At 31.5% G+C, this 14,485-nt stretch carries 17 protein-coding genes; 9 read left to right on the forward strand and 8 right to left on the reverse strand.

From position 1 onward, the window contains the following. Positions 1–18 precede the first annotated feature (18 nt). On the reverse strand, positions 19–558 hold the full coding sequence (locus GTH25_RS07285; RefSeq protein ID WP_099659649.1) for an AAA family ATPase: 540 nt from the start codon (positions 556–558) through the stop codon (positions 19–21). 578 nt (positions 559–1,136) lie between these two features. On the opposite strand from GTH25_RS07285, the gene GTH25_RS07290 reads away from it, so the two are divergent. The 4 genes from GTH25_RS07290 (at position 1,137) to GTH25_RS07305 (ending at position 3,835) form a co-directional block, all read left to right on the forward strand. Beyond that, positions 1,137–1,334, forward strand: coding sequence for a ParD-like family protein (locus GTH25_RS07290; protein ID WP_036913277.1), 198 nt, complete (start codon positions 1,137–1,139; stop codon positions 1,332–1,334). A gap of 12 nt (positions 1,335–1,346) precedes the next feature. Next, positions 1,347–2,123: a type I methionyl aminopeptidase gene (gene map / locus GTH25_RS07295; RefSeq protein ID WP_164530464.1), complete on the forward strand. Its 777-nt coding sequence runs from the start codon at positions 1,347–1,349 to the stop codon at positions 2,121–2,123. 273 nt (positions 2,124–2,396) lie between these two features. Beyond that, a complete protein-coding gene (locus tag GTH25_RS07300; protein ID WP_075672615.1) occupies positions 2,397–2,741 on the forward strand; it encodes an antiterminator Q family protein in 345 nt (114 codons plus the stop codon). A gap of 230 nt (positions 2,742–2,971) precedes the next feature. Further along, entirely contained in the window at positions 2,972–3,835 is an 864-nt protein-coding gene (locus GTH25_RS07305) for a lipase family alpha/beta hydrolase (RefSeq protein WP_099659650.1), read from the forward strand. Positions 3,836–3,905: 70 nt separating this feature from the next. On the opposite strand, the gene GTH25_RS07310 is transcribed toward GTH25_RS07305, so the two are convergent. Further along, complete coding sequence (locus GTH25_RS07310; RefSeq protein WP_075672613.1) at positions 3,906–4,343, reverse strand: type II toxin-antitoxin system HicB family antitoxin; 438 nt, start codon at positions 4,341–4,343, stop codon at positions 3,906–3,908. 243 nt (positions 4,344–4,586) lie between these two features. On the opposite strand from GTH25_RS07310, the gene GTH25_RS07315 reads away from it, so the two are divergent. Next, positions 4,587–5,324 (forward strand): phosphatase, encoded by a 738-nt coding sequence (locus GTH25_RS07315; protein WP_075672612.1) that lies wholly within the window; start codon positions 4,587–4,589, stop codon positions 5,322–5,324. A gap of 74 nt (positions 5,325–5,398) precedes the next feature. Here GTH25_RS07315 and GTH25_RS07320 read toward each other — a convergent pair whose 3' ends face one another. The 5 genes from GTH25_RS07320 to GTH25_RS07340 form a co-directional block, all read right to left on the reverse strand. Beyond that, complete coding sequence (locus tag GTH25_RS07320) at positions 5,399–6,997, reverse strand: methyl-accepting chemotaxis protein (RefSeq protein WP_075672611.1); 1,599 nt, start codon at positions 6,995–6,997, stop codon at positions 5,399–5,401. Positions 6,998–7,684: 687 nt separating this feature from the next. Continuing rightward, positions 7,685–8,284 carry an NADH:ubiquinone reductase (Na(+)-transporting) subunit E gene (gene nqrE / locus GTH25_RS07325; protein WP_099659653.1) on the reverse strand — a complete coding sequence of 200 codons (600 nt, stop codon included), beginning with the start codon at positions 8,282–8,284 and terminating at the stop codon, positions 7,685–7,687. A gap of 336 nt (positions 8,285–8,620) precedes the next feature. After that, on the reverse strand, positions 8,621–9,172 hold the full coding sequence (locus GTH25_RS07330; RefSeq protein ID WP_075673384.1) for a class IV adenylate cyclase: 552 nt from the start codon (positions 9,170–9,172) through the stop codon (positions 8,621–8,623). Between the two features lie 241 nt (positions 9,173–9,413). After that, on the reverse strand, positions 9,414–9,794 hold the full coding sequence (locus tag GTH25_RS07335) for a DUF2628 domain-containing protein (RefSeq protein WP_075673383.1): 381 nt from the start codon (positions 9,792–9,794) through the stop codon (positions 9,414–9,416). Between the two features lie 315 nt (positions 9,795–10,109). Beyond that, positions 10,110–10,544: a universal stress protein gene (locus tag GTH25_RS07340; RefSeq protein ID WP_072062602.1), complete on the reverse strand. Its 435-nt coding sequence runs from the start codon at positions 10,542–10,544 to the stop codon at positions 10,110–10,112. A gap of 703 nt (positions 10,545–11,247) precedes the next feature. Here GTH25_RS07340 and ftnA point away from each other — a divergent pair. The 4 genes from ftnA (at position 11,248) to GTH25_RS07360 (ending at position 13,866) form a co-directional block, all read left to right on the forward strand. Beyond that, a complete protein-coding gene (gene ftnA / locus GTH25_RS07345) occupies positions 11,248–11,751 on the forward strand; it encodes a non-heme ferritin (protein ID WP_075673382.1) in 504 nt (167 codons plus the stop codon). 434 nt (positions 11,752–12,185) lie between these two features. Next, on the forward strand, positions 12,186–12,578 hold the full coding sequence (copC, locus tag GTH25_RS07350; RefSeq protein ID WP_023582413.1) for a copper homeostasis periplasmic binding protein CopC: 393 nt from the start codon (positions 12,186–12,188) through the stop codon (positions 12,576–12,578). Further along, positions 12,578–13,474: a copper homeostasis membrane protein CopD gene (gene copD / locus GTH25_RS07355; protein ID WP_159363949.1), complete on the forward strand. Its 897-nt coding sequence runs from the start codon at positions 12,578–12,580 to the stop codon at positions 13,472–13,474. The genes copC and copD overlap by 1 nt, the downstream gene beginning before the upstream one ends. A gap of 47 nt (positions 13,475–13,521) precedes the next feature. Further along, positions 13,522–13,866 carry a YebY family protein gene (locus GTH25_RS07360; protein WP_075673380.1) on the forward strand — a complete coding sequence of 115 codons (345 nt, stop codon included), beginning with the start codon at positions 13,522–13,524 and terminating at the stop codon, positions 13,864–13,866. 303 nt (positions 13,867–14,169) lie between these two features. On the opposite strand, the gene GTH25_RS07365 is transcribed toward GTH25_RS07360, so the two are convergent. Beyond that, positions 14,170–14,412 carry a DUF1480 family protein gene (locus GTH25_RS07365; protein WP_075673379.1) on the reverse strand — a complete coding sequence of 81 codons (243 nt, stop codon included), beginning with the start codon at positions 14,410–14,412 and terminating at the stop codon, positions 14,170–14,172. Positions 14,413–14,485: the final 73 nt, after the last annotated feature.

The raw sequence follows: 14,485 nt of genomic DNA on the forward strand, positions 1-14,485 counted from the left end.
CTGGCTGATAATCATTCTCTAAACTTTATTAATAATAAAATTAGCTCTATCATTTATTTCTATTTTAGGTATCTCTATCAAATTATAATTATATTTTCTATAAACAGCTATCATTGCTAAATAGGTTTCTTCTGCTTCTTTCTCTGTTTGTTTTCGTTCTTGATCTTGAGTGTATATTTCAGGCCATGGTGGTGCTATAAACACATTTGTAGCATAACGAAATAAGGTAATTGCCTTATCAAGATGTTTGGGAATAGCTAAACCACATAGGAGTAGATATCCTGCAATATCAGGAATGCCTCTATCATAGAAATAGGGAATTTTATTATTGCTTGCTTCATGCCATGAGCGTAATTCCCAAATTAGCATTGCTTGGGCAAAAGCGTTAGGATCTGTCCATGGTAATGCATTTCCTTCAATAACACTTTGGTCTTGAATAATGGCTCTTCCTGCTTCTAAAGAACAGGGATAGCCTTTATTTTTAAGTTCGTTTATTAGTGTGGTTTTTCCGGAGCCGGGGCCACCAGTTAGTATAATGCGATGTGATTTCTCAGGCATAATAACTCCAATAAGTTTATATAATTTAGAAAGAAAAAGAGAATAAGGATGGTATGTAGGGAGAGTTAATACGGGAGCTGTTAGACATTAAATATACCTAAAAAATAGAACTAGAAAAAGTGCATTAGCATTAAATGTTAATATAAATCTCAAGCTGTTTTATTTTATGGAAGCTCAAAAAAATAGCGTAATAATTTACGCTATTTTTAGAAGAAAAAACTTCATTGATAAATATTAAGGTATACAAGGCTCTGGTGCATAGTTATTATTTGGGAAAGCGTTTGGTAAATAACTACATTTTCTGATTATTTCTTGTGTCCCTTCTTTTGATTCAAAAAGAGCAACACCAATTACACCTGTATTTCTTTTATCACCTTGAGCATTGTAGTTTACATATCCTTCCTCAGGTGCACCAAAGCGAAAAGCGGCAACTCTTTATTTTGAGTACTATTTTCCCTTATTTTCTTATTTAGGCATTTTATGCCTACGATAACTATCTAATAGCAATTGAAAGAAGAAGAGTTTGATTCTATTATAGAACGTATATGTTTTATTATGATCTGTATATAAGGATTGTTGTGGGTATTGTAAAAATTTCTGATGAATTACATGAATACTTGCGAAAAGCAAGCAATGTGATGTCTCGCTCTGTTAATGCTCAGGCAGAGTTTTGGATAAAAATTGGCATTCAGGCAGAGTTAAACCCAGATAAAACGTTTCCAATGATTATCAATGAAATGTTGGAAAAAGAAGCCATCAAGCAAGAAGTAGAATAAGAGGAAAGAAGAATGGATAAAATAACGATTAAGACGGCCGATGAAATTGAGTTAATGCGTGAATCAGGACGCTTATTAGCGAAAGTTTTTACAATGCTTGATGATTTTATTGTACCAGGTGTTTCTACACTAGAAATTAACGATAAGGTTGATGACTTTATTGTCAATGAACTTCAATCGAGACCTGCAAGTAAAGGTCAATATGGCTATGAATATGTGCTAAATACATCTATAAATGAAGTTGTTTGTCATGGTGTGCCAAAATCAGATGAGCGCTTAAAAAGTAAAGATATTATTAATGTTGATATCACACTAGAAAAAAATGGATTTATTGCTGACTCTAGTAAAATGTATATTATGCCTGAGGCATCTCCTATTGCGCGGAAATTAGCAAAAACAACATATCAAGCAATGTGGGAAGGTATTAAGGAAGTAAAACCAGGTGCGACATTAGGTGATATTGGTCATGCTATTCAAAGCTTTGCACAAAGTCATGGATATAGTGTAGTAAGAGAATACTGTGGGCATGGAATAGGAAGAGAAATGCATGAAGCGCCACAAGTATTACATTATGGTATTAAAGGGCAAGGTATTGAATTAAAAGATGGTATGACTTTTACGATTGAACCAATGATAAATCAAGGCGGCGCTAAAATAAAAACCAAAAAAGATGGTTGGACTGTTGTGACAAGAGATAAAAAATTATCCGCTCAATCAGAACATACTATTTTAGTAACAGCAACAGGGTATGAAGTACTCACTTTACGTCCAGAAGAAGTATTACCATAATTGCAAATCTCTTATATTTATAGCCATTTTAAGAAAAAATATTCTTTATATTTTCAAAATAATTTAGTTTTTAATTAAAGTGGCTAGTTGCATCTCCTTAACTTTTCATTTCTATCAATAAATTAAGTTTATAACTCATATTTTTATAAATCCGAGTTGTAAATTACACTTTGGCCACTATATTAATATCAATACTTATTAAGTATTAATGGAACATTATTAAATGATTGCAGGATGCGATTGTTACTCTATGAAAAAAATAAGGAAGTTAATATGGAGAATATTTCGAAAACTTTAGAAGAGTGGGGATCATGGGTAGCCAATGATCAAGATGCTGTTAATATATTGAATAATGATAAAAAAGAAGTTATTCCAGACCGTATAAAATTAAGAAAAAAATGCACTCATCATAATGCAAATGTTATCAATGATTTAATGAAAAGACTGATGGCGTACAACAAAGAAGATTATCAGTTAATTATTAATTATTATGTTTTTGGTAAAACGTTTATACAGCTTGCAAAATATGATCAATGTTCTGATACATATATTGGTAAAAAGCTAAAAAAAGTGGAAGGAATGATTGAGGGTATGCTAATTTTCTCTAGAGTTAATTGAGACTATCAGTAAAAAATCGAAACTGATTAAAATAATGCTTTACGATCGTAAAATAGAGTTTAATCTAATAACACTTAGAAAAAATAAGTTATTAAAATACGATGTTTACTATAATTTTTTACTTCAAAGATTGTATTTTAAATGTTGTATTCTAACTATTATTTTAAGTATTGCTAATAGGATGTTTAGCAAATTAAATAAATTAATTTAAACCCAAGGAGTGGAAAAATATGTCAACTACATATCCAATTGTTTTAGTTCATGGTTTATCTGGTTTTGATGATATCGTCGGCTATCCTTATTTTTATGGTATCGCTGATGCATTAGAAAAGGATGGCCATAAAGTTTTCACTGCATCTCTTTCTGCATTTAACTCGAACGAAGTTCGTGGCGAACAACTTTGGGAATTTGTGCAAAAAATTCTCAAAGAAACGAAAGCAAAAAAAGTAAATTTAATCGGTCATAGCCAAGGTCCATTAGCTTGCCGTTATGTTGCTGCGAAGCATGCTAAAAGTATTGCTTCTGTTACCTCTGTTAATGGTGTAAACCATGGTTCAGAGATTGCAGATTTAGTACGACGCATTATGCGTAAGGATAGTGTGCCAGAATATATTGCTGATGCAGTAATGAAAGCTATTGGTACTATTATTTCTACATTTTCAGGTAATCGAGGTAATCCACAAGATGCTATTGCTGCATTAGAAGCATTAACAACTGAAAATGTGATGGAATTTAATAAAAAGTATCCACAAGGGCTGCCAGCCATTCGCGGTGGTGAAGGCAAAGAAGTCGTAAATGGCGTTCATTACTATTCATTTGGTAGTTATATCCAAGGTTTGATCGCTGGTGAAAAAGGCAATTTATTAGATCCTACTCATGCAGCAATGCGTGTATTAAGTGCATTCTTTTCTGAGCGTGAAAATGATGGCTTGGTAGGTCGTACAAGTATGCGATTAGGTAAACTGATTAAAGATGATTATGCTGAAGATCATCTGGATATGGTAAATCAGGTTGCTGGATTAGTCGGACGTGGTGAAGATATTATTGCTATTTATACAAACCATGCGAATTTCTTAGCAAGTAAAAAGCTTTAATTATCTTGTATACTGGTTGTGAAATAATCTAATACGAATGGCTCTAATTAATTTAGAGCCATTTTTATTATTATTGATTGATATCTTTATTAACGCTGACAGAAATGCCATAGCCTAATAAATAAAGTGCCTGCTCTAGATTATCTACTTTTGAGGTTTGATTAATTTCAAGTAGACGCTCTATTTGAGCACTCGTTAAATTCATCTTTCTTGCAAGATCAGATTTTTTTGTCTTTGTTTCTAACATTGCATTATGTAACGCAATTTTTAAACAGCTAATAAGAGGTAAGTAGACAATGAAATCGCCTGTCTGTGCTTTGGATGGTGTAGGAATAGGCAGTTTACTCGCTACAAACTCTTCAAGACCTACATGCAAAATATCAGAGGCTTCTAGTTCAATATCATCTTCTGTATAAGCAACAGCGTGTATATTATCGAAATCACGGTAAGTGATTTCGTAAGTTTCACTTTCTTCATCAAAATGAGCGACTGCTGGATAGCTGAACATAAATAACCTTTTATAAAGTTGAAAGTCATATTTAAAATGAAATTACACAATATAATGTGTTTTCAAAATTCTTGTGTATAGTACTAAAGTGAAACTTTATTTATCTACTTGATATTAAATAGTATGTTAAAGATTAAAACATATTTATCAAAAATTATCTTCATTTCTTGCTAATGTGAGAAAAAGTGAAGTTGATAGTATATCGCTTGTTAGTTGTTAGGTATTTTTAGGAAGGAGTTGTTTATGTATCCCGTTGATTTACATGCTCATACTATTGCTAGTACACATGCTTATAGTACAGTTAGTGAATATTTCCAACAAGCTAAAAAGCAGGGAATTCAATTATTTGCAATTACTGACCATGGCCCAGATATGGATGATGCACCTCATGAATGGCATTTTTCTAACTTACCTGTGATCCCTCGTATTATTGATGGCGTTGGTATTCTTTATGGTATAGAAGCGAATATTAAAAATATCAAAGGTGAAACAGATTGCAGTGAGAAAATGAGTAAGAAATTAGATATTGTGCTTGCTGGTTTTCATGATCCGGTAATGAGTTCATTAGGCCTTGTTGATAATACAAAAGCGCTAATTGCAACAATAGCAAGTGGCTGTATTCAAATGGTAACGCATCCGGGCAATCCCAAATATCCAATAGATATTGCTGAAGTCGCAAAGGCAGCTGCTACTTACAACGTTGCTTTAGAAATGAATAATTCATCATTTATTCATTCTAGAGTAGGAAGTGAGAAAAACTGCATAGAAATAGCGAAAGCAGTACGTGATGCAGGAGGATTAATTGCATTGGGTTCTGACTCACATATAGCTTCTTCACTAGGAAATTTTGATCGAGTATTAGAAGTATTAGCCCAAATAGACTTTCCACATGAGCGTATACTGAATGTAACTCCAAGAAGAGTGTTAGATTTTCTAAAATCACATGGTAAAAAAGAGATCCCTGAATTTAGCCATTTTTAATATTAATCTAAATCAGTAATAAGAAAGCTATCCTAAGATTAAGATAGCTTTTATGCTGTAGGTAGATTTAATACTTACTGATGAAAAACAGTTAATTCTTGTTTTAATCTATCTGATTGTGTTTGCAAAGAATCTAATGAACTGACTAATTCCCGTGTCATTGTTGAGTTAGCTTGTGTTGTTTGATCTAATTGATTTATTGCATCTTCAATTTGGGCAATACCATTACTTTGTTCATTTGTAGAAATAGAAATATCGTGGATCATTTCATTAATATTTTCAGTATGTTTAGAAATATCTATCATATTATCGTTTGCGTCAGCGGCTAACTGAAAACACTGATTTATTTTTTTACTTGAATTAGCGACAAGTATTTTTATCTCTTTTGATGCTAAGTTACAGCTAATGGATAGTTCTCTTACTTCTTTAGCAACAACAGCAAAACCTTTTCCGTGCTCACCCACTCTTGCCGCTTCTACGGCAGCATTTAAAGCCAATAAGTTTGTTTGGAAGGCGATATTGTCAATCGTAGAGGTAATATCGTTAATTTGTTCAGAGAACGTGACAACCTCATGCATATTTTCAACAACGTTAGCGAGCATTTCATTACTTTGATGGATCATCGTATCTGCTTTTGTTACCAGCTCACATGATGTTTGTGTATTTTCTGCATGTTGTTTTGATGTCACACTTAATTGTCGTATTCCTGCTGAGGTTTCGAGTACAGCAGCTGATTGTTGTTCAACTCGAATGGCAAGATTATTGTTCATAACAGCAATATCACTTAGTTCGGAATTAATAAGACCGGAGCTGTTATTGATGTTATTGACGATCCGCTTTATCTGGTCTCGCATTTTTTGAATATTAGTTGTGAGAATATTTATTTCAAATAGACCTTTTGTGGTGACATCAGTCGCTAATTCTCCATTACTAATATCTTCGATATTTTTCATTATCGCATTTAAAGGTGAAATAAAGTTTTTTCGCAGTACAACCTGAACTAAGAAAGAAAAAATAACAATTAATATTGAAATGACAATTAAGCTATAAATAATTTTATCGTACAGTAACTCGCCTTCACTCAATGAAGCCGTGTAATAATTTTCTAGTTGTTGATGATAGGTAGTATAAGCTTGTTCAAAATTATCTTGATAGGTTTGTGTTGGTTGATTTAAGTATTCGTATGTTTTGCCTTGTTCTAGAAAGGCTAAAAATTCAATTAATGCGGCATTAAGCTCAGTGTATTTCTGCTCTAGTTGTTGTATATAAGTTTGATTTTCAACATTATGAGGAAAACTCTTGAAACTTTCCCACCCATTTTCAACGAGTTGAAGTTTTTCTTTAGCTTGCTGTAATAATGAAGAGATATCTGTATTCGCAGTAGCCATTTTATTAATAATTAATAAGTGGCGGGAACTGGCTCTATTTAGGGTATTACGCGTTTGTAAGAGGTTTTCCCAAGTGTTATTTAATAGTGATTGTTCGTGGTAGATATTGTTTAGTGTGTTTAAGTTTCTCTTGTAATCATTGACTGAAGAGAGGAATAAAACACAAGCTAGACCAAGAAGTAAGATTAAAGAGCCTGTAATCAGCCAAACTAAAGTGGTTGTTTTTAAACTCGATAGAGTAAAAGAGACGTTTGGCAAATAACGTTGTTTGAAGTTCTTAAACATGTAATGTTATTTCCTTTTTCATAAAAATATAACTGTGTAGTTTATTGATTTTTAAGTTTTATTTTTACTTCCTGTAACTGGTATAGACAAAGAATTAAGAAAAAAATAAAAATATTTTTCTAGGTCACTCTTTGATTTAATGCCATATATCCTTTTGATTTTTTCAAATACTAAAAAATAGTATCGGCATTTTATAAATATTCTTTATGCTTATTTATTGCTCTGATTAATAAATTTATTAAATATATCAATTGGTCTTGCAACACTTTGATTTTTAATTAATTTATCTTAAATATTAAAAGTTAACGATAAACGATAAAAATGAGATAAAAGAGTTATCTCAATAAATAAGTTTTAACCTGTTGATTTGTTATTAATTTTATGTGACTGGTTAGTTTGTTTTTAAACAATTAGATTTAAATAGTGTAAGTATTTTTATTTATAAAATAAAAAAGTAATAATGATTAAAACAGCAATAAATTAAATTATTTTTTGTTGGTTTAAAAGAATAAATAAGAGAGTCTAACGTTAAAAAGGGGAGGGAGGTAAAAAGATCACAATATATAAAAAGTAAGAAAACAGATGAAATCACTATAAACGGAAAGTATATTACCCTCCCGTTTATATATAAAGCTTACATTAATGATGGTCTTAATGATGTATAAAAATTGGATGCAAAATAAGCGTTTAAAGCGAAATCCCTGAGAACGACATAAAACCAAGAGACATTAATCCTACCGTGATAAATGTGATCCCTAGCCCTCTCAATCCTTTGGGGATATCTGAATATTTCATTTTTTCACGTAAACCAGAGAGCGCGATAATTGCAAGTAGCCAACCTATGCCACACCCAGCACCATATATCACTGATTCAGTAAATGTGTAGTCACGTTCAACCATAAAAATGGTGGCACCAAAGATAGCACAATGAATAGTCAATAAAGGCAAAAAGATCCCTAATGAATGATAAAGCGAAGGGATAAATTTATCTAAAAACATTTCTAAAATTTGGACTAATGCTGCTAAAACGCCAATAAAAGTGATATATCTAAGAAAGCTAAGATCAATACCTTCAACTACCGCGTCTTTCTTTAGAATGAAATGATAGATTAAGTTATTGATAGGTGTAGCAATAATAAGTAAGGCAGTAACAGTAAGACCCAGTTTTAATGAGGTTTTTACTTCTTTAGAAACAGCAAGAAAAGTACACATTCCTAAAAAGAAACTTAATGCCATATTCTCAACAAAAGTCGCCTTAATAAAGATATTAAGGTAATTTTCAAGCATAAACCCTCCTATTAGTATATTTTTTTACTAATTCTAGTAAAAACAGTGCATTAATATAAGGGGTATTACAAAAATATCTTTAAAATTAGACCTAAATGACATTTTTTGACTAAGAATATGCTTTATTTGAGATAAGAAAAATAAAATTCTAAGATAAATATAATAAATATGGCACTCAAATAAATTTTTTATTCGACTCGTCATTTTTTACTTTTTAATGGATAAGATAAAACAATGTTAGAAATGATAAAGCACCAATATCTATTGATAGAATATCGGTGCTCCGATTAGAGAATTTTGATAGTTTTTATGAAGATATCTACTGAATAAAATTGTTTATGACTTGAGGTTATTTAACATTAGTGTTTTATAGTTATTTTTCTCAAGATCTTTTTCTGTAAAACCAAATTTTATGGCTAAGTGCTTTAGCTGGTCAGCGTACAGTGAGAGTTTGTTTTGGTCGTCCGTCATGATAGCAAATTCAGCAAATGAGCCTAGTTTATCTAGTTTATCGATAGTGATATGAAACTCATCTAGAAAATAGATTTCTCTTGATTTTGTATAATTGAGAATACAATGGTAACCAAGTGTCGTGAACATAGAGACTGTTTTTTCTGCATCTTCAATACGAACAGCTTCACATTGTGCTAAATCAGGGCCTTTAACGATAAGAAGGTTTATTCCTGCAGGGAGCATTCTTCTTACACATAAACTGATAGTAGGAGCTGAAAATTCAGTATTATCATGCTCCATGTACCAATCGGTTTCTTGATTCTCAGGCGTAAATAATGTGGCCCCTGATTTTTTTAATTCGTTAATAAATTCTTTTGGATTTTGAAGGTGGTATTTTAGTTCGGCTTCAAATTTACCTTGAAAGTGATTAGACATACGTTTTCCCTAATTTAGTGTTAATGCATTATAGCATTAGCAAAGTATCCTTCTGAGGTAAAAACGAAATTTTGGTGTTATTTCATTATTTTCTATTTAAAAAAATTATTATGGAGAATTATATGGAAATATTTAAATAGAGTAATGGATAGAATGTCTATGAAATAAGGAGAAGGAGGGAGCTTGTTATTAGTAAAGAAAAGAATAAGAGAAAATAAAAGGGGCCATTGCCCCTTTATTATTACAGAACACCTTCAAACGGGTTCCAGCTTTGATCATTTTTGGTTTCTTTCAAGTAATACGCATAGTTGGCTGTTATAGCCCATAAAACGTTAACTGCGATACCTACAGCATTGATAACACCGTTATTTACAGGTAAAAAGCCAATAATAGTAAAAATAGCAATGTTAATAGCAAATAATGTTAATGCCTTGCGCCATAACCCTAAAATAAGAAAGTAAATAAAACCAAAGAAAAATGCCCAAATATTCATTCCGATAAGAATACGCTTACCAAAAGGAAGTGCTTTATAAGCGGCTTTATATTCTGATGTTTTAGGTGAGCCATATTGATCAAAAAATGAAAAACGCTCTTGCCATTTTTCGGAAATTTCTTTATTCATTTTAATTCCTTTTACCCGGTTGATTAAATTTAGTCTTAATGGAAAAGTATCTTTACATAATTTAACATTATGAACAATATAAATTTATTAAGAGATGATTAATATAGAGAATTATATAAAAAGAATTAAAGCAAATGTATTTTTAATCAATTTTTAATAATTATCTTATTGCTTCAGAATATATTTTTAATTGCTACTCTTAAAAATAAGAGTAATAAAATAAAATATTATTTTGAATGGATTTTATGGTGAAAAGAATAAGAAATCTGGCTTATGACGAATACCAGATTTCTTATAAAAGCAGGGAGTAGGTGATTAACGCACGACTAATACAGATGATTCTGCGTAACTGACCACGGAAGATGCGGTAGAACCTAGAAGATAAGTTTTCATTCCAGGATTACGAGAACCAATGACAATCAGCTCTGCTTGAATTTTTTTTGCGGTTTCTAAAATTTTATCGCGAGGATTACCTATTGACACATAAAATTGAGTTGTACTATTGGGAATATCAATATGCGATAAATTTTCTTTTAGCGTGGATAATGCAATTTCAATACGTTGTTTGTCACTAGCTAGTCTATCTTGGCCTGCGAATGCAAATCCGACAAAAGACTCATAACTTGGAATGACTGATAAAAAATGAATATTCAATTTGTCAGCGACAGACAATGCTTTTAGATGAGACACAACCTTGTCCAATAAACCAAGCTCTGTAAAATCAACGGGTACTAACACTGTTTTTGTCATAGTGGCTCCTAATTAACCTTTTATTATGATTAGGGCTTTAATATTAATTTTTTGTGCATACAAATATGAGTTACCTACTAATCTTATCAGTCAAAATGAAAAACTGCACAAAAATTGAAATTATTTTTATTTTTTGAGAGTTATGTGTTTTTTTATATGAAAAAAAGTGAAAAAAACTGCGGTCTGAACCAATAAATATGTAGCAATATCAAATAGAAATTATAGCAAAAGGGAAGTGATAAAAAGCAATAGAACGGATACTTTATTTTTCTAATAATAATTATTATAGATATCACTTTGCATATATTTTCTGATATATGGTAAAGCTTGTTTTTGGATCTTCTTTAATGGATGAAATATAATTTTTATTTAGCTTTAATACAGGAACTTCGGAGCCTAAAGAAAAAATTAATAAATATGAAAGTTAAGGCTAAAATTTAAGAGTGAATATTATGTCATTGTATTTCAATGCGTTACATTGTTTTAATGATAATAATTAAATATGGGTTCACTCTTAATGATAATAAGTACTATTTAACATTAAAATAGAGAAAAGGTATATTACAAATGAGATTGGTTTTTATTTTTATTACAGTTAATAGATTGAAAAAATAAACAAAAACTATATTTAAATAGCTATATTTTTATTTTTAAGTGTGCATAATATCCATAATGTTAATTTTTATCGCAAGGGACGTAAAATATGTTACATCAAGATATGATCAATAAATTGAATGAACAGCTAAATTTAGAGTTTTATTCAGCAAATCTTTATTTGCAAATGAGTGCTTGGTGCGATGACAAAGGATTTGATGGTGCAGCTAAATTTTTAAAAGCTCATTCTCGTGAAGAAATGGAACATATGCACCGTTTATTTGATTACTTAAGTGATACAGGTGCAATGCCTTTACTTGGTGCTATCGAAGCTCCACCAGCTGAGTTCTCATCATTATCTGAATTGTTCGATAAAACTTACGAACATGAAAAACATATTACATCTGAGATTAATAAATTAGCTCATGTTGCAATGACGACTCAGGATTATTCAACATTTAATTTCTTACAATGGTATGTTGCAGAACAGCATGAAGAAGAGAAATTATTCAAATCAATCCTAGATAAATTAGCAATGGTTGGTGACAGTGGTAAGGCTTTATTCTTGTTAGATAAAGATCTGAACACTTTATCAACATCTGCACATGTTTAATTATTAATAAAGCTTTAGATAGCTTAAGTTAATAAATGAATTATTACGCTCTGCTGTGAATGAATAGCAGGGCGTTTTTTTATTCTTCTGCATTAGCTCTATTCTTATTCCTATTTTTTATCTTTCCCTTACTTTCGTTTGCGTATTTTTATCCTAAAAATTCTTTTTGATTATTATTTATACAGGGTGTTTATTTTACTTTTAGTTGTATTCGGTTATGTATTGAACTGTTTAGACTGTCAATATGGGTATTATATTTTTTCGAAGTGTAAAAATGGGTGATATTTGAAACAGAAACTGGTCTAAATAACATATATTTTGAGTGCTAGTTCACAACCTTTTATTTCTAATATCAAGAAGCGAAGATCTTGACGTAAATTTGCTATAAAATATTTTCATAAATAAAAAAATCACCTGTAATTTATGAGGTTATTATGTCATTAAATACACTTAAGACATCTTGGGGTAAATTATCGGCTATTGCTGTTTTATTCCTTGGTATGTCATACCAACAAGCATTAGCACACGCACACTTAAAATCACAGTTACCTGCTGAAGGTGCTGCTATTGAACAAGCACAAGCACCTAAAGTTATTACGCTAGACTTCTCTGAGGGTATTGAATTAGCCTTTAGCAAAATCAAAGTCACTAATAGCGATGGTAAAGAAATTACCGTAGGAAAATTGAGTTTAGACCCTGTTAATAATACTAAATTATTATTGCCTTTAGAAAGTGATTTAGCAGAAGGTAACTATTTAGTTAATTGGAACGTTGTTTCTGTTGATGGGCACAAGACAAAAGGTTCTTATCAATTTAGTGTAAAATAATGACACCTGAAGACGTTTATATTTTATGCCGTTTTTTCCATTTAGTGGCAGTCATGTTTATGTTCGGACTGAGCTTCTCTGCTGCCATTCTTGCAAAAGATAAGTTCATTCCTCTTATTCAAGTTCGCTTGCGTCCTGCATTAGCCATTAGTTCTGTCACGGTCTTTATTACGACTTATCTATGGATGGCTGTACAATCCGGTATTATGGGCGATGGATGGGAAGATGCTTGGTCATTTGAAATATGGAAAGCGGTATTAGGTACTTCATTTGGTCAAGTTTGGCAATGGCAATTAGTTTTGGCAACTATTGCATTAGCTGTTTTATTTATACACCAACGTTATGTTCGTAACTTCTCTATTTTAATTGTTGCTTCGATTATGTTGATCTTACATGCATCTATAGGTCATGGTGCAATGTTTACAGGTTCAGAAGCGATATTTTATAAGCTGAATCAAAGTGTTCATCTTCTTAGTGCCGCGTATTGGTTTGGTGGTTTATGGCCATTTGTTGCTTGTTTACAGTTTTTGCGGAATAAAGATGAGCTTGCAGATGGGATGATCAAACCGATTATTGGTACAATGAAGCGATTTTCACTTTTGGGTCATATTGCCGTTTTATTGGTTACAATTACTGGTATTATCAGTGCCGTAATGTTAATTCCAGGATGGCCGGCAGTACAATTATCATCTGAATATCAAAGTATGTTATGGCTTAAAATTAGTTTAGTGGTGTTAATGCTTGGTCTAGCCGTAATCAATCGTTATGTCTTAGTTCCTCATATCCGTAAGAAAAATAATTTTCAATGGTTACTAGTGAATAGTTGGCTTGAACTGTTACTTGGAACAATGGTTATTTTTACTGTCGCCATCTTTGCGATTAACTCACCTGTATAGATTGTTATATAATCGAAAAAACCTAATTTCTTAAGTGAGATATCCACATGAAACGTTTTTTATTAGTGGGAATGTTAATGCTGTTTTCTTTTCAAGCATTCTCGGCAGCACCTATTTCAACGGTCAGTAAGCTTCAATTTGGTGACGACTGGCCATTTACACGAGAAGAGGTGATGCTTAATTGTCGTTCTGATGGTGCTTGGTTTGTGATTAACCCAGCAACACTGATGCAATATCCACTTAATGAAATTGCAATGGAACAAATGGAAAGTGGAAAAGTAAAAGCACAATTAATTGATGTTATTTTACTGCCGGATCCGAATACACCTGAAAAGAAAAAATCAGTAGAAGTGATACAAAATGCGATTAAGTCGCTCTGCGAGAATAATTAATCAAGTGATTAATAATATGGCTAAGAATTTTTTATTTTATCGCGATGATTTAAATGACAAAAATTAAGAGTGATAATTTTTTCGAATAGAAAATAGTGTGCTGGTAGGTTGTTTACTGGATCTTTACATATTGTTAGCTAATATTTAACAGTAGGTTGTGAGATAGAAAAGTCTGAGTTAGTCCTCGATTTTTGTTTATGCAGTAATCAGCAATTACTTTTTAGCGCACGGCTCGCAATGAGCCATTTCCCTAAGCCAGATAAATGATTTATCTGGCTTTTTTTATTTCGCTTTAGCATCTTGTTACGCTACTTTTAAGATCCAGTGGTGGCTATCTTTATCATAAGCATGGCGATAAAGCAGAATATTTTTATCTTTTAATTGGGCTGGAATACTTGTGTTTTCATCCCATCCATCTAATTGCATACAAAACTCTTTATCATAATCGCATGGAATATGAATATAAGTTAATTGGTTATCGGAAGAGTGTTTCAAAGTAATATCTTCAATTTCATAGCAAGCAATTTTCAACGTTGTTTTTTTCATAATAAAGCTCCGGTTTAAGCGATGTCGTGTTGTGTTCCGTTGTGTTTTATTGGTGGCATTTATTTTAAAGAAT

The organism is Proteus terrae subsp. cibarius, from assembly GCF_011045835.1.
Lineage (GTDB): Bacteria > Pseudomonadota > Gammaproteobacteria > Enterobacterales > Enterobacteriaceae > Proteus > Proteus cibarius.